The following is a 21,720-nucleotide window of genomic DNA, read 5'->3' on the forward strand; positions in this document are numbered from 1 at the left end:
GGGGGCATGTCCCTAACCTGTCGTTTGTGTCCAGCACAGACGAAAGGCCCGTGGCGCCATGTCCATCGCAGCAGAAGCCCTGTCCCTCCACCCCGCGCTCAAGCGGGCCCGCGCCGCGGCGCGTGACATCGGCCAGCCATACGCCGGCAGCCTTCCGCCCGCGGACGCGTGGGCCCTGTTCCAGGCCGGCGAGGCCGTCATCGTCGACGTGCGCAGCGGCGAGGAGCGCAAGTTCGTGGGCCAGGTGCCCGGCGCCGTGCACGTGGCCTGGGCCAGCGGCACCGCGTTGACGCGCAACCCGCGTTTCGTGCGCGAGCTCGAGGCCAAGGTGGGCCACGACCAGGTGGTGCTGCTGTTGTGCCGCAGCGGCAAGCGTTCGGCGCTGGCGGCGGAAGCGGCCACCAAGGCGGGCTTTGCCAACGCGTTCAACGTGCTCGAAGGATTCGAAGGGGAGCTCGACGCCGACAACCACCGCGGCACGGCAGACGGCTGGCGCTTCCGGGGCCTGCCGTGGGTGCAGGAGTGAGCGCCGCGGTCACCCCGGGGCTGGCCGACATCGTCGCGCAGCTGCGGTCCGCGCGGGAACGCTGGCGCGATGGGCAACACCGCCCGCGCGAGGCCACCGGCCGCGAGCTGCCGTCGCGCGAAGCGCTGTCGGCCATCGTGTCCGCGCTGCGCGGGGCCCTGTTCCCGATGCGGCTGGGCCCGCCCGACCTGCGCCAGGAAAACGAGGACTACTACGTCGGCCACACGCTCGACGTCACGCTCGGCGCGCTGCTCACGCAGGTGCAGCTCGAGCTGCGGTACCACGCCCGCCAGGGCAGCGAACCCGGTGCCACCACCGAGGCGCGTGCAGTCGACGTGGTGCGGTCGTTTGGCGCCGCGCTGCCGTCCATCCGCGAGCTGCTCGACAGCGACGTGCTGGCCGCCTACCGCGGTGACCCGGCCGCGCACAGCGTCGACGAGGTGCTGCTCTGCTATCCCGGCATCCATGCGGTCATCCACCACCGATTGGCGCACCAGTTGCATGTGCTCGGCGTGCCGCTGCTCGCACGCATCGTGGCCGAACTGGCCCACGGCGAGACGGGCATCGACATCCACCCCGGTGCACGCATTGGGCCCGGATTCTTCATCGACCACGGCACCGGCGTCGTGATCGGCGAGACGGCGGAGATCGGCAGCAATGTGCGCCTGTACCAGGCGGTGACGCTGGGCGCCAAGCGGTTCGTGACGGACGACGACGGCCATCTGCAGAAGGGGGGCGCACGCCACCCGATCGTGGAGGACGAGGTGGTGATCTACGCCGGCGCCACGATCCTCGGGCGCGTGACGATCGGCCGCGGGTCGGCCATCGGCGGCAACGTGTGGCTCACGCGCAGCGTGCCTCCGGGCAGCCGCATCACGCAGGCGCAATCGCGGGAGGGCTCGCGGGACGACCCGGACGCCGGGCGCACGGTGCTCTGACAAGGTGGAGGACACGGTGGAATCGATGGGGGAGCGTTTCGGCGCGGCCGTGCGGCGGTTGCGTGAATCGAAGGGCTGGTCGCAGGAGCGGCTGGCCGGGCACGCGGCGCTGAACCGGTCGTACATGGGCGAAATCGAGCGCGCCACCGCGATGCCGTCGCTCGCCACCGCGGCGAAGCTGGCCCAGGCCCTCGAGGTCTCGTTGTCCGAACTCATCTCCCATTGCGAAGCGCCCGTCACGGGCTGAATTCATGGCTTGGTGGCTATAGCCGGTTGATGGGCCGGCGCCGGAACTCGACACTTGCCTTAGTTGTTTTTCGTCCATCGACATTCGTTTTTCTTCTACTGGAGATCCCATGGCAGACCATCAGCCCGTGTCCGCGCCGGACCAACGCGCCCTCGGCGACAACGCCGCCCGCCAGCTTGCCAACGCGACCAAGACCGCGCCGATCCTGTCCGTCATCAGCCCGCGCTGGCTGACACACCTGCTGCAGTGGCTGCCGGTCGAGGCGGGCATCTACCGCCTGAACCAGGTGCGCAACCCGCAGGACGTGCAGGTGCTGTGCGCCAAGCGCGACGAGGCCGAGCTGCCCACCACGTTCGTCGACTACGAGGAACAGCCGCGCGAGTACTTCCTGAACTCGGTGAGCACCGTGCTCGACGTGCACACCCGCGTGTCGGACCTGTACAGCAGCCCGCACGACCAGATCAAGGAACAGCTGCGCCTCACGATCGAGACGATCAAGGAAAAGCAGGAGAGCGAGCTGATCAACAACGCCGACTACGGCCTGCTCGCCAGCGTCCACCCCGACCAGATCGTGTACCCGCTCACCGGTGCCCCCACGCCCGACGACTTCGACGAGCTGCTGACGAAGGTGTGGAAGGAGCCCGCGTTTTTCCTGACCCACCCGCTGGCCATCGCCGCCTTCGGCCGCGAGTGCACGCGCCGCGGCGTGCCGCCGCCCACCGTGAGCCTCTTCGGTTCGCAGTTCCTGACGTGGCGCGGTATTCCGCTGATCCCGTCCGACAAGGTGCCGGTGGCCGACGGCAAGACCAAGGTGCTGCTGCTGCGTGTCGGCGAGAAGCGCCAGGGTGTGGTGGGCCTGTACCAGCCGGGCCTCGCGGGTGAGCAGAGCCCGGGCCTGTCGGTGCGTTTCATGGGCATCAACCGCAGCGCCATCTCGTCGTACCTGATCTCGCTGTACTGCTCCCTGGCCGTGCAGACGCCGGATGCGCTGGCCGTGCTCGAGGACGTCGAGGTGGGCAAGTACCACGAGTACCCGGACACCTACAAGTGATCTGACCCATGTCGACCTCCGACGTGCTGAGCCCGGGCTTGCCGCCGGGCCTGCCGGACCCGGCCGCCATTGCGCGGCTGGCCGGTGAACTCTTCTCTGCCTTGCCCGGTCTGTCGGCCGCGGGTGGGGTGCCCGTGCCGGCGAACCCGCACCCGGCCGGCCTGTCGTTGCCCCCGGGCGTGACCGGGCCGGCCACGCCGGCGGCGGTGCCGTTCGGTGCCGTGCCGCCTGGGGCGAACCTGGTGCCCACCTCGCCCCAGGCGCCCGCGAACATGTTGGCTTCGGCGCCCGCATTGCGGCCCCACGCGCAGGCGCCCAACGCCGTGCCCGATCACCTGCTGAGCGCCGCTCCGGCCTACGACGGGCGCGCCGGCACCCATGCGATCGGTGTGCCACCGGTGCCGGCGGCCGCCGCCCCGTACTACTTCCTCGATGGCGGTGGCATCCCCGGCCGCGACGCGGTGGACGTGCCCGTGGACGACCGTGTCACCACGCAGTCCTTCGGGCTGCCGGGCAACGACGTGTTGCGCGGTCTGCTGTCGGAAGAACCGCGCCGCGCCACGCTGCCGGCGGAACCGGCCGGCGCGCCGTTCTACTTCATCGACACCTCGGCGGAGCGAACGCACAACGGGCGCGAAATCCCGCAGGCGTCGTCGTCGGCTCACCCGCCGTTCGACGTGCATGCGGTGCGGCGTGACTTCCCGATCCTGCAGGAGCGGGTCAACGGCCGGCAGCTGGTGTGGTTCGACAACGCGGCCACCACGCACAAGCCGCAGTCGGTGATCGACCGCATCGCGTACTTCTACGCCCACGAGAACTCGAACATCCACCGCGCCGCGCACGAGCTGGCCGCGCGGGCCACCGATGCCTACGAGAAGGCCCGCGAGACGGTGCGCCGGTTCATCGGCGCGTCGTCCACCGAGGAGATCATCTTCGTGCGGGGCACCACCGAGGCCATCAACCTCGTGGCCAAGAGCTGGGGCGCGAAGCACATCGGGCCGGGCGACGAGATCATCGTGTCGCACCTCGAGCACCACGCGAACATCGTGCCGTGGCAGCAGCTCGCGTCCGAGAAGGGCGCGAAGATCCGTGTCATCCCGGTGGACGACTCGGGGCAGGTGCTGCTGGACGAGTACCAGAAGCTGCTGAACGACCGCACGAAGATCGTGTCGGTGACCCAGGTGTCGAACGCGCTGGGCACCGTGGTGCCGGTGCGGGAAATCGTCGAGATGGCCCACCGGGCCGGCGCCCGCGCGCTGGTGGATGGCGCGCAGTCGGTGTCGCACATGAAAGTGGATGTGCGCGCGCTCGACGCCGACTTCTTCGTGCTCTCGGGCCACAAGATCTTCGGCCCCACCGGCATTGGCGTGGTGTACGGCAAGCGTGACGTGCTCGCCGACATGCCGCCGTGGCAGGGCGGTGGCAACATGATCGCCGACGTGACCTTCGAGCGCACCGTGTACCACGCACCGCCCACGCGGTTCGAGGCCGGCACGGGCAACATCGCCGACGCGGTGGGGCTGGGCGCGGCGCTGGAGTACGTGGAACGCATCGGCATCGAGAACATCGGCCGCTACGAACATGCGTTGCTCGACTACGCCACCCACCACGTCAAGCCCATCCCGGGCGTGCGGCTGGTGGGCACGGCGAAGGACAAGGCCAGCGTGCTGTCGTTCGTGCTCGACGGCTACACCACCGAGGAGGTGGGCAAGGCGCTGAACCAGGAGGGCATCGCGGTGCGCACCGGGCACCACTGCGCCCAGCCCATCCTGCGGCGCTTCGGCCTGGAGACCACGGTGCGTCCGTCGCTCGCGTTCTACAACACGTGCGAAGAGGTGGACCGGCTGGTGACGGTGGTGCGGCGCTTGTCGGCGGCGCGGCGGTAGATCGCGGGCCTGCGGGCACTGCTGTCTGGGGAAGATCTCGGGTCATCCCGGCGAACGCCCACTGCTGTCCGGGGAAAATCTCGGGTCATCCCGGCGAACGCCGGGACCCACTGCGGCCAGGCGCGGCGACGTTCCGGTCACATCTGGCCTGATACCCCCGCCTCAACGCTTCTCTCGACAGCGTGGAACGTTTGGGCCCGCTGCAGGCAACACCTGCTCTGCATCACACGCTCGAGCCCATGCGTCCAGTGGGTCCCGGTTTTCACCGGGATGACCCGAGATTTTCCCCGGACAGCAGTGGGCGAACACCGGCCCACTGGTGGCCAAGAGTTGAGTCCCGGCAGCCGACCGCCGGCGTGGTGCAATAGGCGAGTCGTCGGCCGCGAGCGTTTGCCACTCGCCCGACTCACCTACAAGGAACACCTTGATCCATCGCATCCGCTCTGTCCTCGTGACCTGCGCCTTGGGCGCCACGGTACTGGCCGCTTCCGCACAGGTAAAGATCGGATTCGTCGGCACGTTGTCCGGGCCGGGGGCAGCGCTCGGGCAGGAACAGTACGACGGCTTCATGCTGGCGGTCGAGCAACGGCAAGGAATGCTCGGCGGCGTCCCCGTGACGGTCATCAAGGAAGACGACCAACACAACCCTGACCTCGGGGCGCAGCTGGCGCAGCGCCTGATCGAGAAAGACAAGGTAACCTTCATCACCGGCGTGACCTTCTCCGACGTGATGATGGCCATGGCCAAGCCGATGGTCAGATCGCGCATTCTGTTCGTCGGCTCGAATGCCGGCCCCGCGCCGATTGCCGGCAAGCAGTGCAACATCAAGTTCGTCTTCACCTCGTATCAGGACGAGTACCAGGCCCAGATTGTGGGACGGTACGCGGTCGACAAGCGCTACTGGAAGACGCTGTTCCTGGCGCCCGACAGCCCATGGGGCAAGGACCAGCTGCGGGGCTTCAAGCGCTACTACTCGGGCGAGGTGGTCAGCGAGATCCACGTCCAGCCCCACCAGACCGACTACGCGGCAGCGCTGGCGCAAATCCAGCGCGTCGCGCCCGATGCGGTGGTGGCCTTCTTGCCGGGCGACATGGGCGTCAACTTCATCCAGCAGATGAATCGCTCGGGCCTCCTGAACAAGGTGCCCCTGCTGACGGGGGGCACGGTCGACGGCACGACACTGCCGCTGCTCAAGGATGCCGCGCTCAATGTGCTGGCCGGCGCGGTCTGGGGCCCCGACCTGCCGAGCCCGACTAGCAAGGCTTTCGTTGAGGCCTTCGAAAAGAAGCACGGGCGGATCCCATCGCAATACGCCGCGCAAAGTTTCGATGCGGCGCTGTTGATCGACAGCGCGTTGAAGGAGACCAAGGGCTCTGTCGCCGATTTCGATACCCTGCGCAACGCACTCAACGACGCCCGCTTTCCGTCGGTGCGCAGTGGCTTCAGGCTTCTGCGCAACGGTTTCCCGATTCAGGACGGGCACGTCTTCGTTGTTGCGAAGGACGCGAAGGGCCGCCCGTCGCTCAAGCGGATCGCCACGCCGCTGCTGGGGAATCCTGATTGGTACTGGGACGAGTGCCGGTAGGCGACGCTGCGGGCGGGTTCCAGCGAGCAGCTGCGACAATCTCCGCCACCGGTCTTCTCCGGGATGGAGCCCATGAATGTTGTTGCAAGGAAGCTGCCTGTGCAGGCGTGTCACTTACCAGATTGACGGCCCGTTGACCGACCTGCTCAACTGCCACTGCTCGATGTGCCGCAAGCTGCACGCCGCGGCGTTCCGCACGCGCGCCCGGGTGGCCACGAAAGACTGGACCACGCTGTCGGGTGCGGACGAGATCCGGTTGTACGAATCATCACCCGGCGAACACAAGGCCTTCTGCGGCCACTGCGGGTCGAGCCTCTTCACGAAGTTCGACGCGCATCCGGCCGTGCTGGGTTTCCCGCTCGGCACGCTCGATACCGATCCTGGTGTCAAGGCCACCCGCCACGTCCACGTGGCCAGCAAGGCGCCGTGGTTCGACATCACCGACGACCTGCCTCAGTTCGACGAGACCTGACGGTCAGATGATGCCCGGCGTGGCGACAAGCAGGTAGGCGCTGGCCACCGCGAGGGCCACGGTGGCGGCAACGAGCTGGTTGCGATGGAGCAGGTTCATGGCGGTTCCATTCGGTGGGCGTGGGCAGGTCGAGTCGACCTGTATTTACTTTAGGCGGGGACCGGCGCGAAAAAAATAGCGCGCGACCCAACACCTTGTTGCGGGTGGCGGAACAAAAGCGGGTAGCCACCCATGAGCACCTGGCTCACCCGGGCAGGTGGACCCGCGCCACCAGCCCCGGGACGCCGTCGTCCCGGGCGCGCAACTCCACGCTCAGCCCCTGGCGCAGTGCGGCCGCGCGGGTGATGGCAAGGCCCAGGCCACTGCCACCGGACGGCGCCCCCGGCATGCGGAAGAAGCGGTCGAAGACCCGCTCGAGCATGTGATGGGGCAGCCCCGGACCGCTGTCCACCACGTCTACCACCGCGCGGCCGTCCGCGGTGTGCACCCGGACCTCGATCTCGCCACCTTCGGGGGTGTAGCGCAAGGCGTTGTCGAGGAGGTTGTCGAAGACGCTTCGCAGGTCGCTCACCGAGGCCCGGAACACCGGTGCCACCTGCCCGTCGAACCCCACCTCGATGCGGCGCCGGTCGGCGAGTGCCATGCACTGCCCGACGCTCTCGCGCAGCAGGGCCGTGAGGTCGACCGGGTCGGTGGGCGGTGGCGTGGCCGGGACGTCCTGGCGCGACAGGCGCAGCAGCTGCTCCACCAGGTGATGGGCCCGGTGCATGCCGGCCTCCAACTGAGCCAGCTGGTCGCGGGCCTGGCCGTCGGGGACGCACGCCCGGAGGTTCTCCATCTGGAGCGCCACCGCGGTCATCGGGGTGCGCAACTCGTGCGCCGCATCCTGCACGAAGCGGCACTGGGCCACGAACGCCCGTTGCAACCGCGCGAGCAGCGTGTTGAACGCACCCACCAGCGGCGCGAGTTCCTCCGGTACCTGTGACGCGGGGATCTCGTCGAGGTTGCCGTCGTCCCGGCGCGCGACGTCGTCTGCCACGGTGCGCAACGATCGCGAGGTGCGGGCCACCACCAGCCAGAGCACCAGCAGCGTCACCGGCACCAGCAAGGCGACGGGCGCCGCCGCGAAAAAAGCCCGCCTCGCCACTTCTTTTTTCGTGAACCGCTCGCTCTGCAGCACCTGGACGCGGGGTTGGGAGGCACGGATGCCCGGCGGGGCCGTGAAGACACGCCAGACCTGGTCCTTGTCCTGCTCGTCGGCCACGACGTGGTGACCGGGCGTGGCCTGCAGCGACACGGCCGCGTCGAAACGGGATGAAGTGATGAGTCGGCCATCCTGCGTCCAGAGTTGCACGATGACGGCTCCGTTTTCGTGCGCGCTGCGCCAGCTGACCACGGGCAACGGCGCGATGTCCTCGATGCGGCCCGCCGCATGGGAGTACGCGAGCGTTTCCATCAGCTCGTCCATGAATCGATGGATGAGGGCTTCGTAGCGGAAGCAGCTTGCAACGCCCGACAACAGGGCCATGACCAGGTACAGCGGCACCAGCCAGATCAGCAGCTTGCCGCGCAGCGAGCGGGGCCGGTACCAGCGCGGTGGCCCGGATTTCACCGGCGCCGTCATGCCGCGGCCACCCGCCAGCCCAGGCCGCGCACGTTGCGGATGGCGTCCGCCCCGAGCTTGCGGCGCATGCCGTGGATCAGCACGTCGACCGCGTTGCTGGTGACTTCTTCGCCCCAGCCATAGATGCGCTTCTCCAGCTGCTCGCGCGACAGGATGGCGCCGGGACGCTCCAGCAGCGCGTGCAGCAGCGCGAACTCCCGGGCCGTCAGCGCATCACGCGCGCCGTCGCGCAGCACCTCTCGCGTGGCCATGTCGAGCTGCAGCCCCGGTGCGCCGAGCACCGATTGAGCGGCCCCGCTGCGGCGGCGCACCACGGCACGCATGCGGGCCAGCAGTTCGCTGACCTGGAACGGCTTGGGCAGGTAGTCGTCGGCGCCGATGTCGAGGCCTTGCACACGGTCGTCGAGGGCGTCACGGGCGGTCAGCACCACCACCGGGGTCAGGTCGCCCCGGGCGCGGGCGCGGCGCAGCACTTCCAGGCCGTCGAGCGTGGGCAGGCCCAGGTCGAGCAGCACGCACGCGTAGCCGCCGTCGGTCATCGCGGCATGGGCCTGGCCACCGTCGCGCACCCAGTCCACCGACCAGCCGGCGGCGGCCAGCGCATGGCGCAGGCTCTGCCCGATCATGTCGTCGTCTTCCACCAGCAGCGCGCGCACCCCGTCTCCCGAAAAAACCCCTCAGGCCGCGAGCGTAGCGTTCTTTTCTGAGGTGAGCATGAGCGAGAGGGCAGGGCAGGGCAGGGTGCGGTGCATGTGACCAACCTCACTTTCGACGCGCTACCTCGTCGCTTGCGGTGATCGCCCGCGGTTCCGCCCGTGTCGGGCACGACGCCGGGATCAGCTAGGGCCAACATGGGAAATCCGGTATTCGCCAATGGCATTGCGCGCCCTTCCACGATCTTTGTTTCGTCGCAAAGCAGGCGGACGAACTGTCCGGCCAGCGAGTCGGCAACTCGACCATCCTCGGGCTCGATGCCGGTGCCTGGTCGAAGTTCCCGACGTCGGTTGGCTGGCCGGCGGTGGCATCGGCCACCATCAAGCCCGCCGGCCAGAACCGCACGCTCGTCTTCATTGGCGCCGACAAGGACGTGTGGGAAGCCGACACGCAGACGGTCACCGAAACGGTCGGAGAAATCCGCGAGGCGCAGTTCCCGCTGGCGTCGCTGGCCGCCATCGGCGACGTCATCTTCGCCTGCGGCATGGGGCGCGAGGTGCTGCGGCGCGATGGTCCCGGTGTCTGGCAACCCATCGGGCCGCCACTCGGCGCGGACGAGACGGGCATCATCGGCTTCGAAGACATGGCCGGCTACTCGACGGACGAGATGTACGCCGTCGGCTGGGGAGGCGAGATCTGGGTGTGCGAGCAGGGCGCGTGGCGGCGCATCGACAGCCCGGTATCGGCGAACCTGAACGCCGTATGCTGCGCGCCCGACGGATGGGTCTACGTGGTGGGCGATGGCGGCACCCTGGTGCGCGGCCGGGGCGATGTCTGGGCGGTGTTCGACGCCGGCCGGCAGGAGAGCCTGCAGGATGTCTGCGCGTTCGACGGCAACGTGTTCGTGGTCAGCGACTTTCGCATCCTGTGCCTCGACGGCGAAACCCTCGTGCCGGACACACGCTTCAAGACCACCGACCGTCCCACCAGTTGCCTGCGGCTGATGCCCGGCGATGGGGGCGTGGTCTCGATGGGGCCGAAGGACCTCTACCTGTTTCACGGTGGGCAGTGGGCATCACTGATCTGATCCCGGCCTGGTCAAACGTGGCGGCGGTTCCTAACGCTGCGCTAAGTCAGGGTTTCTACAGTCCTCCCCGGTGGGTTGCGCAACACTGCCGTGCGACCCTTTCATTCTCATGAGGACATTGACGATGACGCTCACCGCCGTTAAACGGTTCCCCCGTTCCCGCTGGCTCCGGCCGGCCCTCGTGGCTGCCGCCGCCACGCTGTGCCTGCCGGCGGTGCAGGCGCAGGAAGCGCCCCCGGGGTGGGGCCTTGGCCTGATCACCGGCTTTGGCAAGAAGGCCTACCGCGACTTCGACAACAAGGCGATGGTGTTCCCGCTGATCAGCTACGAGAGTTCGTGGTTGAGCCTGATGGGCCCCCGCCTCGACTTCAAGCTGCCCCCGGTGGGCGACCTGTCGTTCCGCGTGCGCTTGCAGTACGCGGGCGAAGGCTACGAGGCCGACGACTCCCCGTACCTGGCCGGCATGGACAAGCGCAAGGGCAGCGTCTGGCTCGGCGGTGCCGCGATGTGGCGCAACCCCATCGCCAACCTGTCGGCCGAACTGCTGGGTGACGTGTCGGACCACAGCAAGGGCGCGATGTTCAAGCTGCAGGCCGATCACCGCTTCCAGTTCGGCGCCACTGACATCACGCCGCGCGTGGCCGCCATCGGCCTCAACGGCAAGTACGTCGACTACTACTACGGGGTGAAGGGCAGCGAGGTCCTCGCCGACCGGCCGGCCTACGGCGGCGAAGGCACCGTGAACCTGGAGGCGGGGCTGCGTGTGGGACATGTGCTCGCCCAGCGGCACATCATGTTCGTGGACATGAGTGTCACGCGCCTGGGCAGCGGCATCACCGACAGCCCGCTCGTCGATCGTTCCACCGAGGGTGGCGTGCGGTTGGGGTACATGTACCGCTTCTGACTCATGCGATAGTCCCGGGTGCGCCAAGGGTGGCGCACCTCCAGGAGACGACCATTCGCATGACGTTCCGGCGCCGTTGGGCCGCCTTGGTGCTGTGGGGCCTGGCCGGCATGGCCGGGGCCTCGCCGCTCGAAGATGCCTTCAACGGCCCTGACAAACCCCGGTTCTTCGCTGAAGCAGAGGCGGCCGCGGCACGTGGCGACACCGAGGCGCTGTTCCTTCTGGGCAAGGCCTATCACCTGGGCGTGGGTGTGGAAGCCGACCCGGCACGCGCCCGCGCGTTGTACGGCGAGGCCCGGGCCAAGGGCTCGGCCCGCGCCAGCCACAACCTCGGCCTGATGGCGCTCGCCGCTGGCCAGCGTGGCGAGGCCATCACCTTGCTCGACGAAGCGCTGGCGCGCGGGCTGCAGATGCCCACGCTGCACAACCTCGGACGGGCCCATTCGCCCGAGATCCCGGGCACGCGGTTCTTCCTGCGCGAGCCGGTGGCCGCCGCAGGCCGGGCCGGCGACTACTACGCGCGGGCCTTCGCCCAGTCTTCCGACGTGGCCGAAGCGTTCGAGGCATCGCGGCAGTACCTGCAGGCGTGGCAGTTCGCGCGCAACGCGGTGCCGCCGGAGGACAAGGCCTTCGACCTGCCCGCGCTGCGCCAACGCGCCGCCCAGTGGCTGCAGGTGGGGATGGACCAGGGCCACGCGCCGTCGTGGACCAACCATGGCGTGCTGCTGCACGAGGAGGGCGATCGTGACGGCGCGCGTGCGGCGTTCGAACGCGCCGCCGCACAAGGCGTGGCCGTGGCGCACTACCACCTGGCGCGGATGGACGAGCGCGAGCACCGGGACCGCGCGCTGGTGCACTACGAACAGGCCGCGTTGCTGGGCCTGCCGGACGCGCGGAGCCCGGCCATCCGCCTGCTGGAGGACCGCCTGCGCTACACGCCGGACATGGCCGAGCTGACGCAGGGCGTGGACCGCATGGCGAAGCTGCGCGCACTGGACGAGGGCGACACCTACGTGTTGCACCCGCCCGAACATCGGCTGGCCTGGGCCCGCTACCTCGCCGAAGCGCGCACGGCCGCCGCACCGCTGCCGAAGCGCCCATTGCAGCTGCGTGCGTGCGGGCTCGACCTGGGCGGTGTTTACGGCCGGGCCTTCAACACCGCCTACAACACGCCGTGGACGCTCGTGGCGTACCCGTCACTGGGTGACGTGGAACTGCTGCCGGTCAAGGGGTTCGTCGACGACCGGGGATGTGCCAAGGCGCAGCTGCCACCCCGTGCCGCCAGACTGCTGGGCGAAGGGGTGGTGCTGGGCCTGATGTTCCCGCAGGTGGACCTGCCGCTGCAGGTGGTGCGCTCGGGGGCCGGGCTGCACCTCGTGCTGCTGCCCGTGGGGCACCCGATCCACCCCCGCTGATTCACCTCAGCGCAGCACCTCGAGCAGCCGGTCGAGCCCGCCGCTGTTGATGGCCACCATGGCCTGCTCGCGCACCTTCGGCTTGGCGTGAAAGGCCACCGACAGGCCGGCCGCGCCCATCATGGGCAGGTCGTTGGCACCGTCGCCCACGGCGATGGACTCGGCCGGTGCGCAGCCCGCTTCTTCACAGGCCCGCAGCAGTTGGCGCTGCTTCTCGGCGCCGTCGACGATGCCGCCGATCACCTCGCCGGTCAGCAGCCCGTCCTCGATGCCCAGCACGTTCGACTGCGCGCGGTGGATCTTCAGCCGGTCGCGCACGCGGTCCGCAAAAAACGTGAACCCGCCGGAGACCAGCAGGCTGCGCAGGCCCGCGGCATGCACCGCGTCCAGCAGCACCTCGGCCCCCGGGTTCAGGCGCAGGCGCTCGGTGTAGACCTGGTCGAGGAAGGTGGCGGGCACCCCCTTCAGCAGCGCCACGCGGCGGCGCAGGCTGTCCTTGAAGTCGGTGACCTCGCCGCGCATCGCGGCCTCGGTGATGGCCGACACCTCGGCCTTCTTGCCGGCAGCGTCGGCGATCTCGTCGATGCACTCGATGTTGATGAGTGTCGAGTCCATGTCGAACGCGATCACCTTGAAGCGGTTCAGCGGGAGGGGCGCGGTGAACCGCTGGATCACGAGGCCGGGGCTCAGTTCGGTGGTCATGGGGGATAGGGCAGGGGGGTCAGGATTCGGCCTTGGGCGTGCCGAGCTGGCGCAACACGTCGCGCACGAGCTGGGCCCGGTCCTTCGGGTCGGTGGTGGCGCGTTCGATGCGCAGCTTGTCGTTGCCGGCGAGCTTGATGTGGCGGTTCTTCTGCACCAGCTCGATGATGCGGATGGCATCGATGGGCGGGTTGGGGCGGAAGTTCAACACCATCAGCGCGGGGGCGGCGTCGATCTTGACCACCCCGTACGGCTTGGCCAGCACACGCAGGCGGTGCACGTCGAAGAGCGTCTGGCCCTGCGGCGGCAGCTTGCCGAAGCGGTCGGTGATCTCCTCCAGCATCGCGTCGATTTGGTCGGCCTTTTCGGCCGACGCGAGGCGCTTGTAGAGGCTCAGGCGCGTGTGCACGTCGCCGCAGTAGTCGTTCGGCAGCAGGGCTGGTGCGTGCAGGTTGATCTCGGTGGTGACCGACAGCGGCGACAGCAGGTCGGGTTCTCGCCCCGCCTTCAGCGACCGCACGGCCTCGGACAGCATCTCGTTGTAGAGCTGGAAGCCCACCTCCATCATGTTGCCGCTCTGGTTGTCGCCGAGCACCTCGCCGGCGCCGCGGATCTCCAGGTCGTGCATCGCAAGGTAGAAGCCGGAGCCCAGCTCCTCCATGTTCTGGATGGCTTCGAGCCGCTGCGACGCCTGTTTCGTGAGGCCTTCGACGTCGGGTACGAGCAGGTAGGCGTAGGCCTGGTGGTGGGACCGGCCCACGCGGCCGCGCAGCTGGTGCAGCTGCGCCAGGCCGAACTTGTCGGCCCGGGCGATCACGATGGTGTTCGCGCTCGGCACGTCGATGCCGGTCTCGATGATGGTGGAGCACAGCAGCACGTTGTGACGCTGGGCCACGAAGTCGCGCATCACGTGTTCCAGCTCGCGCTCGGGCATCTGGCCGTGCGCGATGGCGATGCGTGCCTCGGGAACCAGCTCCTGCAGCTTCTGCAGCCGGTTGCCGATGGTCTCCACCTCGTTGTGCAGGAAGTACACCTGGCCACCACGCTTGAGCTCGCGCAACACGGCTTCACGGATGGTGCCGCTGCTCTCGGAGCGCACGAAGGTCTTGATGGCCAGGCGCCGCTGTGGCGCGGTGGCGATCACGCTCAGGTCGCGCAGGCCCTCGAGGGCCATGCCCAGCGTGCGCGGGATCGGGGTGGCGGTGAGGGTCAGCACGTCCACCTCGGCGCGCATGGCCTTGACCGCTTCCTTGTGGCGCACGCCGAAACGGTGTTCCTCGTCGATGATGAGCAGCCCGAGGCGCATGAACTTCACGCTCTGGCTGATGAGCTTGTGCGTGCCCACCACGATGTCGATGGTGCCGTCCTCGATGCCTTCGAGGGCCAGCTTGATTTCCTTGGCCGAGCGGAACCGCGAGAGCTCGGCCACCTTGACCGGCCACTTGCCGAAGCGGTCCGAGATGTTCTGGAAGTGCTGCTCGGCCAGCAGCGTGGTGGGCGCGAGGATGGCCACCTGCTTGCCCGCGTTGACCGCCACGAAGGCGGCGCGCAGCGCCACCTCGGTCTTGCCGAAGCCCACGTCGCCGCACACGAGGCGGTCCATCGGTTTCGGCGAGATCATGTCCTGGATCACGGCGTGGATGGCCGCCTTCTGGTCCGGCGTTTCCTCGAAACCGAAGCTCGATGCAAAGGCCTCGTAGTCGTGGGGCGTGAACCGGAAGGCGTACCCCTCGCGCGCGGCGCGGCGGGCATACAGGTTCAGCAGCTCGGCGGCGGTGTCGCGCACCTGCTCGGCGGCCTTGCGGCGGGCCTTGTCCCACTGGCCCGACCCCAGCCGGTGCAGCGGCGCTTCCTCGGCGCTCACGCCGGTGTAGCGGCTGATCAGGTGCAGCTGCGCCACCGGCACGTACAGCGTGGCCTTGTCGGCGTACTCGAGGTGCAGGAACTCGCTCGGGCCGTCGCCGAGGTCGATGTTCATCAGCCCCACGTAGCGGCCGATGCCGTGGTTCGAGTGGACCACCGGGTCACCCACCTTCAGCTCGGACAGGTCCTTGATCAGCGCGTTGACGTCGCTGACCTGCTCCTGCTTGCGCCGCCGGCGTGTGGTGGGCGTGGTGGCGAACAGCTCGGTCTCGGTGACGAACTGGATGCCCGGTTCTGTCCAGAAGAACCCTTCGGCAAGGGGTGCGACGGCGATCGCGAACTTCTCGGTGCCGCTTTCGAAGGAGACCAGCCCCTCGACGCTGGGCGGCTCGATGCGGCTGTCACGCAGCAGTTCCAGCAGGCTCTCGCGGCGCCCCGAGCTTTCGGCCACGATCAGCACGCGGTGTTTCGTGTCGGCCAGGTGCTGCTGCAGGCGCTTGAGGGGTTCGGGTGCGCCGCGGTCCACGCTCAGGTCGGGCAGCGGGCGGGCCCAGTCGACGGGTTCCAGTCCGCGCACGGCCAGCACGGGGTGTGCGTTGGCCAGCGTGAAGAATTCCTCCGTGCGCAGGAACAGGTCTTCCGGCGGCAGGAGGGGGCGTTCCTTGTCGTGCTGCAGGAAGCGGTGGCGCTCGCGGGTGTCGGTCCAGAAGCGCTTGAGCGATTCGTCGATCTCGCCGTGCAGCACCAAGGCCGCGGCCTCGCCCAGGAACTCGAAGATGGAGGCCGTGGCATCGAAGAACAGCGGCAGGTAGTACTCGATGCCGGCGGTGGCGATGCCGGTGCCGATGTCCTTGTACAGCCGCACCTTCGTGGGGTCGCCTTCCATGCGCTCGCGCCAGCGGGCGCGGAAGGCCGTGCGGGCGTCGTCGTCCATCGGGAACTCGCGGCCCGGCAGCAGCCGCACCTCGGGCACCGGGTACAGGCTGCGCTGGCTGTCGGGGTCGAACGTGCGGATGCTGTCCACCTCGTCGCCGAACAGGTCCACGCGGTACGGCACCAGCGAGCCCATCGGGAACAGGTCGATCAACCCGCCGCGCACCGCGTACTCGCCGGGGGACACCACCTGGCTCACATGCGTGTAGCCGGCCAGCGTGAGCTGCGCCTTCAACGCGGCCTCGTCGAGTTTTTCCTTCTGCTTGAAGTGGAAGGTGTACGCGGCGAGGAAGCTGGGCGGAGCCAGGCGCACGAGCGCGGTGGATGCCGGCATCAGCACCAGGTCCACCTCGCGCTGCTGGATGCGCCACAGCGTGGCGAGGCGCTCGGAGATCAGGTCCTGGTGGGGCGAGAACGTGTCGTACGGCAGCGTTTCCCAGTCGGGGAACACGGCCACGCGCAGTTCGGGCGCAAAAAAGGCGAGTTCGTCCTCCAGGCGCTGCGTGTCCGCAGGTTCGGCCGTGAAGACGGCCGTGAGCCGCCCGGCGGCCAGTTGCGATTGGGCGAAGCGTGCCAGCAGCAGTGCGTCGGACGAGCCGACGGAGCGGGGCAGCGTGAACCGTTTACCTGGGGCGAGTGTGGGCAGGAGCATGCGCGTCGACAAGGCAGAACGCCCCGGTGGGCCGTGAGCCCCGGGGCGCGAAACCGCGAATTATAGAATTCCGGCATCAAAGACGTTCCGATGACCAAACACATTCCCCCTGATTTGTATGCCGTGGTGCCGTGCGCCGGTGTGGGCCAGCGTGCGGGCGCCGGTGGGCCGAAGCAGTACGCACCGGTGGCCGGCCGCAGCCTCGTGGCCCACACGCTCGACGCGCTGGGGCAGGTTGCCCGCCTGAAGGCCGTGCTCGTGGTGCTGAGCCCCGACGACACCTCGTTCGAGGCCCAGGCGCCGGGTTTTGCCGGGTGGGTGTCGCGTGGGGGGGGTGCCACGCGGGCCGATACCGTGACGCAGGGCCTGCGCGACCTGCTCGCGCGGGGCGCCCGCGCCGACGACTGGGTGCTCGTGCACGACGCGGCACGCTGCCTGGTGCGGCCCGAATGGATCGACGCGCTGATCGACGCCTGCCTGCCCGACGACGTGGGCGGCCTGCTCGCGCTGCCCGTGCCCGACACCCTCAAGCGCGAAGGTGACGGCCGCGTGGGCGAGACGGTGGACCGCGCCGGCATGTGGCAGGCGCAGACACCGCAGATGTTCCGGCTCGGGCTGCTGCTGTCGGCACTGGAGGGCGCCACGGGCCACATCACCGACGAGGCCAGCGCCATCGAGGCGACCGGCCGGCGCCCGCTGCTCGTGCCCGGTTCGCTCGAGAATTTCAAGATCACCTGGCCCGCCGACTTCGCGCTGGCCGAACGACTGCTGAGGACCCGACCATGATCAAGCCCCCCGTTCCCAAATTCCGCGTGGGAGAAGGATGGGACACCCACGCGCTCGTCGAGGGGCGCAAGCTGATCCTCGGTGGCATCGAGATCCCGCACACCCACGGCCTGCTGGGGCATTCCGACGCCGACGCGCTGTGCCACGCCATCACCGACGCGCTGCTGGGCGGCGCGGCGCTGGGCGACATCGGCCGCCATTTCCCCGACACCGACCCGCAGTTCCACGGCGCCGACTCCATCGCGCTGCTCACCGAGGCGGCCCGGCGCGTGCGCACCGCGGGCTGGCACATCGCCAACGTGGACAGCACGATCGTGGCCCAGGCGCCGAAGATGGCGCCTCACATCCAGCCCATGCGCCAGCGCCTGAGCACCGCGATGGGCATCGCGCTCGACCAGGTCAACGTGAAGGCGAAGACGGCGGAAAAGATGGGGCCGGTGGGGCGCCTCGAGTCCATCGAGACGCGGGCCGTCTGCCTCCTGTTCAAGCCCTGACGGCGGCGCCCATTCCGTTGCTGGCGCGGGGCAGGGCTTTCCAGCACAGCACGATGCCGGCCGCGCACATCGGCATCAGCAGGATGTTCGTGACGTTCCAGCCCACCCCGCTGAGCAGCGGGGCCGGCAGGAAGGCACCCAGCGTGGCGCAGGCCGCGATCGCCGTGTCGTTCAGGCCCTGCCAGCGGTGCCGCGAGCTGTCGCTCACGTGCCGGGCCAGCAGCGCGCCGCCGCCCACGTACACGAAGTTCCAGCCGAGGCCCAGCAGCACCAGGCCGCCCACGATGGGTTCGTAGGCGACGACCAGCGTGCCCGCGGCTGCCGCGCACAGCAGCAGCACGAACCCGGTCACCAGCGTGGCACGCAGGCCGATGCGTGCGATGAGCGGTCCGGTGACGAACGACGGGAGGAACATGGCCAGCACGTGCGCCTGGATGGCCCGGGACGACGCGGAGAAGGAGCAGATGTCCTTCATGACCAGCGACGACTGCACCATCAGCAGGTTCATCATCAGGTACGCCCCGGCCGAGCAGAAGATGGCGGTGAACACGGGCAGTGTCCAGCCCGAACCGGCCTGCGAGGCCGGTGCTGCGGCAGCCGACTGCGGCGAGGGGGCCGGCTCACGCCACAGCGCCATCAGGCCGAGGGTGGCCACCCCCATCACGCTCAACGTGGCGTAACACAGCGAGAAATCGGCGAAACCCGCGACGCTGCGCAACGTGCTGGCCAGCGCCGGCCCGGCGAGGGCGGCCAGCACACCCCCGGCGACCACCAGCGAGATGGCGCGTGCCTTGAGCGCCGCCGCGACATGGTCCACCGCGGCGAAACGGTAGAACCCGGCGCAGGCCATGAACGCGCCCAGCAGCGCATGGGCTGCGGTCAACGCGCCGAAGCTGCCGTGTTGCGCAGCGAGGTAGCCCGACACGCCGGAGGCGACCAGGAGGAGGGCGCCCAGCGAAAACACCCGCCGCCGGCCCCACCGGCGCATCAGCATCGAGGCGGGGTACGTGCACAGCATCATCGCGGCGAACTGGATGCCGTAGGGGATGGTGCCCAGCGCCTGCGACGGCGCCAATGCCGTGCCCACGACGGCGGCCACGGTCACCGAGATCACCGCGCACGTCAGGTGGATGGCCTGCGCCAGCGTCAGCAGGTAGGTGGAGCCGGGCAGGCGTGGCGGTGCGATCGATCTGGGAGGCACGAAGGGCTCTTTCGGCGGGGTGGACGCTGGCGCATCGTACCGTTCAGGCCGCGGCGTGTACTGCTTGATCGATCTGTCGTGTCCACGGCAGGGTGAGGGCGCGCGGGAGCACGCCGCTCGTGCCGGCCCCATCCTGGGCAGGATGGGGCCGGCGTGGCACGACGGTGAACGTCAGTGGGCGTGGGATGTGGGCGCGTAGACGTACACGTCCGGATTCCAGGTCTGGCCTCCCTGCCCATTCGTGCAGGCGAAGGCCCAGCCCGCGAAGACGAACATGCGCCCGTTGACCTCGGCGGCACTGGTTCGCTTGATGGCGGGGAAGGTGTCGCCGCCGGCCGTCACCTGCGACCACGTGTGGCGCACCAGGTCGAACCGCCACAACTCGTTGGTGGGATTCTGCGGGAAGGACGCGCCGCATTCCGAGCTGCCGCCGGGCGCGTCGCCTCCGGCCAGGTAGAGCGAATGGCCGATCTTCGCGCTGGCGCCGGAGATGCGCGACGGCGTGATGTTGCCGGTGGCGGGCGTGATGTTGCGCCACTGCCGGGTGTGCAGGTCGTACTGCCACGTGTCGTTGAGATGGGTAAAGCCGCCCTCCGGCGTCGTGGTATCGCCACCGTACAAGGTCAACTGACCCGCGAACGCCGAGCTCCCGCCAAGGGTGGCCTCGTGCCGGGTGACCGGCGAACCCGCCTGGTTCTGGCCGCTGAGCTGCTCCCAGCGGTTGGCGCGCAAGTCATACCGCCACAGGTCGTTGAGTGCACCATAGGCCCCGCTGGCGTTGTTGATGCCGCCGAACACATACAGCTGATCGTTCACCCGCCACACGGCCGGTCCCGAGCGCCCCGACGGACCGGCGTTCACGGGCTGGAGCTGCAACCACTGGTTCGCGCGGATGTCATAGGCCCACAGGTCGCCGTGGAAGGTCATGTTGGAGAAGTCGGCCCCGTAGCTGGCACCGCCGAACACCACGACCCATTGCCGCTGCGGCACGTCAACCCCGGCGGCGAAGGCCCGCGCCGGCGGCGTGGCGCCTGCCGGGGCCAGCGCCGTCCAGCGCGACGTGATGGCGTCGAAGCGGTACAGGTCCGCATGGAACTCGTTCTGGCCGGTGCTGAAGTCGTCCTTGACCCCGCCGAACACATAGATCGATTGTTGCACCGCGACGGCCACGGGCGTCGAACGCACCGACGGGCCGTTGCCTTGCGTGGCGAGGCGTTGCCAGGTTCCCTGGGCGAGCGCCGGGCCGCAGGCGGCGACGGCCACGGCCAGGGACAGCGAATGGAGGGAGAACCGGATGAACTGACGCAGTGAGGGTGCCTTGTGCTTGTTCACGTGATGGATTCGCAGGGTGAAGGGACCCGGATAGTGGAAGGCCCAGCCCCCATTCGCCAATCCCTAGAAGGCCCGCCGGGGCTTGACCCGGGCGAAACCCGTGAGCGCAGGCCGTGCGCCGGGCGAGTTTCGTACTGTGAAGATTTTCTTCATACCGCATGCAGCGTTTGGGCATTTTTCTTTTCAGTTCGGCTGCCTACATTCAGCGCCATCGGGAAGACCTGAAGGCATCTTCTGAACATCTTCGCCAATCTGCCCACCCCTGCGAGAACCGACCCTTTCGACCTGACCTGAGCCATGGAAGATCTCGACACCCTGGTCTTGCGCGCTGCGCTGAGCTGGCACTTGCATGGGCTGCCCGTGGTGCTCGTCACCGTCGCGCGGACCTGGGGTTCCTCGCCGCGGCCGCCGGGTTCGCTGATGGCGATCAACGGGCGGGGCGAGACGGTCGGCTCCGTCTCCGGCGGCTGCATCGAGGACGACCTCATCCAGCGCATCAAGGAAGGCGGCGTGAAGGAGGTCTGCGCGACGCTCTTGCCCACGACGCTGCGCTACGGCATCTCCGCCGACCAGGCCCACCGCTTCGGCCTGCCCTGCGGTGGAACGGTGGAACTGGTGCTGGAACCTGTGTCGGCAGACAGCCAGCTGGGAGCCTTGCTCGACGCCTGCTTGCAGCGGCGCAGTACCGAGCGAACGCTGGACTTGCGCACCGGCAGGGCGGTGTTGCGCGAAGGCCAGCGCGACGGCGTCCCGCAACTCACCGAAACGCATCTGACGACCTACCTCGGGCCGCGAGTTCGACTCATCGTGATCGGAGCCGGCGACCTCTCGCGCTACCTGTGCCAGATGGCCTTGAGCCTGGGGTTCGAGGTGATCGTCTGCGATCCGCGTGAGGAGCACCGCACCGGTTGGAGCCTGGACGGCGTGGTGGTGAGCCGCGAGATGCCCGACGACCTGATCCTGCGGCTGAAGCCGGACGCTCGTACCGCGGTGGTGGCCTTGACGCATGACCCGAAACTCGATGACCTGGCGCTGATCGATGCCTTGCAGTCCGATGCCTTCTACGTCGGTGCCATTGGTTCACGCCGCAATTCTGCGCAGCGGCGAGAGCGGCTGCGCGATCACTTCGATCTCTCCGAACCGGCGCTGCAGGCCCTGCACGGGCCGGCGGGCCTGTTCATCGGGAGCAAGACGCCCGCTGAGATCGCGCTGTCGATCATGGCCGAAGTGGTGGCCATGAAGAACGGTGTCGAGCTGGATGCGCCGACGAGGATTGCCGATGGCAAGACGCGGCATCAAGCGCCACACCTCGAAGTCGGGACGATCGCCGGCTGCGCGATCTGACGCCCAGCGAACGCATCGCGGGTG

19 protein-coding genes are annotated in these 21,720 nt (G+C 68.8%); 13 read left to right on the forward strand and 6 right to left on the reverse strand.

Annotated features, from left to right (window positions below; genetic code table 11):
- The first annotated feature begins 58 nt into the window (after positions 1 to 58).
- The 7 genes from ASC87_RS23240 to ASC87_RS23270 all read left to right on the forward strand — a co-directional run bounded on the left by ASC87_RS23240 (position 59) and on the right by ASC87_RS23270 (position 6,705).
- The gene (locus ASC87_RS23240) at positions 59 to 526 is read left to right on the forward strand and encodes a rhodanese-like domain-containing protein (protein ID WP_056668223.1); all 468 of its coding nucleotides are present in this window, start codon (positions 59 to 61) and stop codon (positions 524 to 526) included.
- A complete protein-coding gene (epsC, locus tag ASC87_RS23245; protein ID WP_235582259.1) occupies positions 523 to 1,464 on the forward strand; it encodes a serine O-acetyltransferase EpsC in 942 nt (313 codons plus the stop codon). Before ASC87_RS23240 ends, epsC begins: the two co-directional genes overlap by 4 nt.
- 25 nt (positions 1,465 to 1,489) lie before the next feature.
- A complete protein-coding gene (locus ASC87_RS23250) occupies positions 1,490 to 1,711 on the forward strand; it encodes a helix-turn-helix domain-containing protein (RefSeq protein WP_056668229.1) in 222 nt (73 codons plus the stop codon).
- A gap of 109 nt (positions 1,712 to 1,820) precedes the next feature.
- Positions 1,821 to 2,762, forward strand: a complete 942-nt coding sequence (locus ASC87_RS23255; protein ID WP_056668231.1) for a family 2A encapsulin nanocompartment shell protein — start codon at positions 1,821 to 1,823, stop codon at positions 2,760 to 2,762.
- Positions 2,763 to 2,770: 8 nt separating this feature from the next.
- Positions 2,771 to 4,648: a family 2A encapsulin nanocompartment cargo protein cysteine desulfurase gene (locus ASC87_RS23260; protein WP_056668234.1), complete on the forward strand. Its 1,878-nt coding sequence runs from the start codon at positions 2,771 to 2,773 to the stop codon at positions 4,646 to 4,648.
- A gap of 424 nt (positions 4,649 to 5,072) precedes the next feature.
- Positions 5,073 to 6,233 carry an ABC transporter substrate-binding protein gene (locus ASC87_RS23265; protein ID WP_235582260.1) on the forward strand — a complete coding sequence of 387 codons (1,161 nt, stop codon included), beginning with the start codon at positions 5,073 to 5,075 and terminating at the stop codon, positions 6,231 to 6,233.
- Positions 6,234 to 6,309: 76 nt separating this feature from the next.
- Entirely contained in the window at positions 6,310 to 6,705 is a 396-nt protein-coding gene (locus ASC87_RS23270; protein WP_056668240.1) for a GFA family protein, read from the forward strand.
- A 244-nt stretch (positions 6,706 to 6,949) separates the two neighbouring features.
- Here ASC87_RS23270 and ASC87_RS23275 read toward each other — a convergent pair whose 3' ends face one another.
- A complete protein-coding gene (locus ASC87_RS23275) occupies positions 6,950 to 8,317 on the reverse strand; it encodes a HAMP domain-containing sensor histidine kinase (RefSeq protein WP_235582261.1) in 1,368 nt (455 codons plus the stop codon).
- 8 nt (positions 8,318 to 8,325) lie between these two features.
- Positions 8,326 to 8,985: a response regulator transcription factor gene (locus tag ASC87_RS23280; protein WP_056668247.1), complete on the reverse strand. Its 660-nt coding sequence runs from the start codon at positions 8,983 to 8,985 to the stop codon at positions 8,326 to 8,328.
- A gap of 362 nt (positions 8,986 to 9,347) precedes the next feature.
- Here ASC87_RS23280 and ASC87_RS23285 point away from each other — a divergent pair, with 362 nt between their 5' ends.
- From ASC87_RS23285 to ASC87_RS23295, 3 genes are all read left to right on the forward strand, one after another.
- Entirely contained in the window at positions 9,348 to 10,070 is a 723-nt protein-coding gene (locus ASC87_RS23285) for a hypothetical protein (protein WP_056668250.1), read from the forward strand.
- A gap of 124 nt (positions 10,071 to 10,194) precedes the next feature.
- Entirely contained in the window at positions 10,195 to 10,974 is a 780-nt protein-coding gene (locus ASC87_RS23290) for a MipA/OmpV family protein (protein WP_056668253.1), read from the forward strand.
- A 59-nt stretch (positions 10,975 to 11,033) separates the two neighbouring features.
- Positions 11,034 to 12,389 carry a lipopolysaccharide assembly protein LapB gene (locus ASC87_RS23295; RefSeq protein ID WP_056668256.1) on the forward strand — a complete coding sequence of 452 codons (1,356 nt, stop codon included), beginning with the start codon at positions 11,034 to 11,036 and terminating at the stop codon, positions 12,387 to 12,389.
- A gap of 6 nt (positions 12,390 to 12,395) precedes the next feature.
- Here the strand turns inward: ASC87_RS23295 and serB are convergent, their stop codons facing one another.
- Together serB and mfd are read right to left on the reverse strand one after the other, a co-directional pair.
- Positions 12,396 to 13,091 (reverse strand): phosphoserine phosphatase SerB, encoded by a 696-nt coding sequence (gene serB, locus ASC87_RS23300; protein ID WP_056668259.1) that lies wholly within the window; start codon positions 13,089 to 13,091, stop codon positions 12,396 to 12,398.
- A gap of 19 nt (positions 13,092 to 13,110) precedes the next feature.
- A complete protein-coding gene (gene mfd, locus ASC87_RS23305) occupies positions 13,111 to 16,539 on the reverse strand; it encodes a transcription-repair coupling factor (protein ID WP_056668261.1) in 3,429 nt (1,142 codons plus the stop codon).
- A 90-nt stretch (positions 16,540 to 16,629) separates the two neighbouring features.
- On the opposite strand from mfd, the gene ispD reads away from it, so the two are divergent.
- On the forward strand, positions 16,630 to 17,325 hold the full coding sequence (gene ispD / locus ASC87_RS23310) for a 2-C-methyl-D-erythritol 4-phosphate cytidylyltransferase (protein ID WP_056668264.1): 696 nt from the start codon (positions 16,630 to 16,632) through the stop codon (positions 17,323 to 17,325).
- Positions 17,322 to 17,819 (forward strand): 2-C-methyl-D-erythritol 2,4-cyclodiphosphate synthase, encoded by a 498-nt coding sequence (gene ispF / locus ASC87_RS23315; RefSeq protein ID WP_056668267.1) that lies wholly within the window; start codon positions 17,322 to 17,324, stop codon positions 17,817 to 17,819. Before ispD ends, ispF begins: the two co-directional genes overlap by 4 nt.
- On the opposite strand, the gene ASC87_RS23320 is transcribed toward ispF, so the two are convergent.
- Both ASC87_RS23320 and ASC87_RS23325 read right to left on the reverse strand, forming a co-directional pair.
- Positions 17,809 to 19,020 carry an MFS transporter gene (locus ASC87_RS23320; protein ID WP_056668270.1) on the reverse strand — a complete coding sequence of 404 codons (1,212 nt, stop codon included), beginning with the start codon at positions 19,018 to 19,020 and terminating at the stop codon, positions 17,809 to 17,811. The two genes, ispF and ASC87_RS23320, sit on opposite strands and share 11 nt — an antisense overlap.
- Positions 19,021 to 19,191: 171 nt before the next feature.
- Positions 19,192 to 20,352 (reverse strand): kelch repeat-containing protein, encoded by a 1,161-nt coding sequence (locus ASC87_RS23325; protein ID WP_162255200.1) that lies wholly within the window; start codon positions 20,350 to 20,352, stop codon positions 19,192 to 19,194.
- 297 nt (positions 20,353 to 20,649) lie between these two features.
- Here ASC87_RS23325 and ASC87_RS23330 point away from each other — a divergent pair, with 297 nt between their 5' ends.
- On the forward strand, positions 20,650 to 21,696 hold the full coding sequence (locus ASC87_RS23330) for an XdhC family protein (RefSeq protein WP_056668272.1): 1,047 nt from the start codon (positions 20,650 to 20,652) through the stop codon (positions 21,694 to 21,696).
- The last annotated feature ends 24 nt before the right edge of the window (positions 21,697 to 21,720 follow it).

It is taken from the genome of Rhizobacter sp. Root1221 (assembly GCF_001425785.1).
Lineage (GTDB): Bacteria > Pseudomonadota > Gammaproteobacteria > Burkholderiales > Burkholderiaceae_C > Rhizobacter.

Coding starts and splice junctions, on each gene's coding strand:
- ASC87_RS23255 (WP_056668231.1), top strand. CDS start 1,821: ATGGCAGACCATCAGCCCGTGTCCGCGCCGGACCAACGCGCCCTCGGC.
- ASC87_RS23295 (WP_056668256.1), top strand. CDS start 11,034: ATGACGTTCCGGCGCCGTTGGGCCGCCTTGGTGCTGTGGGGCCTGGCC.
- ASC87_RS23250 (WP_056668229.1), top strand. CDS start 1,490: ATGGGGGAGCGTTTCGGCGCGGCCGTGCGGCGGTTGCGTGAATCGAAG.
- ASC87_RS23330 (WP_056668272.1), top strand. CDS start 20,650: ATGGAAGATCTCGACACCCTGGTCTTGCGCGCTGCGCTGAGCTGGCAC.
- ASC87_RS23240 (WP_056668223.1), top strand. CDS start 59: ATGTCCATCGCAGCAGAAGCCCTGTCCCTCCACCCCGCGCTCAAGCGG.
- ASC87_RS23290 (WP_056668253.1), top strand. CDS start 10,195: ATGACGCTCACCGCCGTTAAACGGTTCCCCCGTTCCCGCTGGCTCCGG.
- ispD (WP_056668264.1), top strand. CDS start 16,630: ATGACCAAACACATTCCCCCTGATTTGTATGCCGTGGTGCCGTGCGCC.
- ispF (WP_056668267.1), top strand. CDS start 17,322: ATGATCAAGCCCCCCGTTCCCAAATTCCGCGTGGGAGAAGGATGGGAC.
- ASC87_RS23260 (WP_056668234.1), top strand. CDS start 2,771: ATGTCGACCTCCGACGTGCTGAGCCCGGGCTTGCCGCCGGGCCTGCCG.
- serB (WP_056668259.1), bottom strand. CDS start 13,091: ATGACCACCGAACTGAGCCCCGGCCTCGTGATCCAGCGGTTCACCGCG.
- mfd (WP_056668261.1), bottom strand. CDS start 16,539: ATGCTCCTGCCCACACTCGCCCCAGGTAAACGGTTCACGCTGCCCCGC.
- ASC87_RS23270 (WP_056668240.1), top strand. CDS start 6,310: ATGTTGTTGCAAGGAAGCTGCCTGTGCAGGCGTGTCACTTACCAGATT.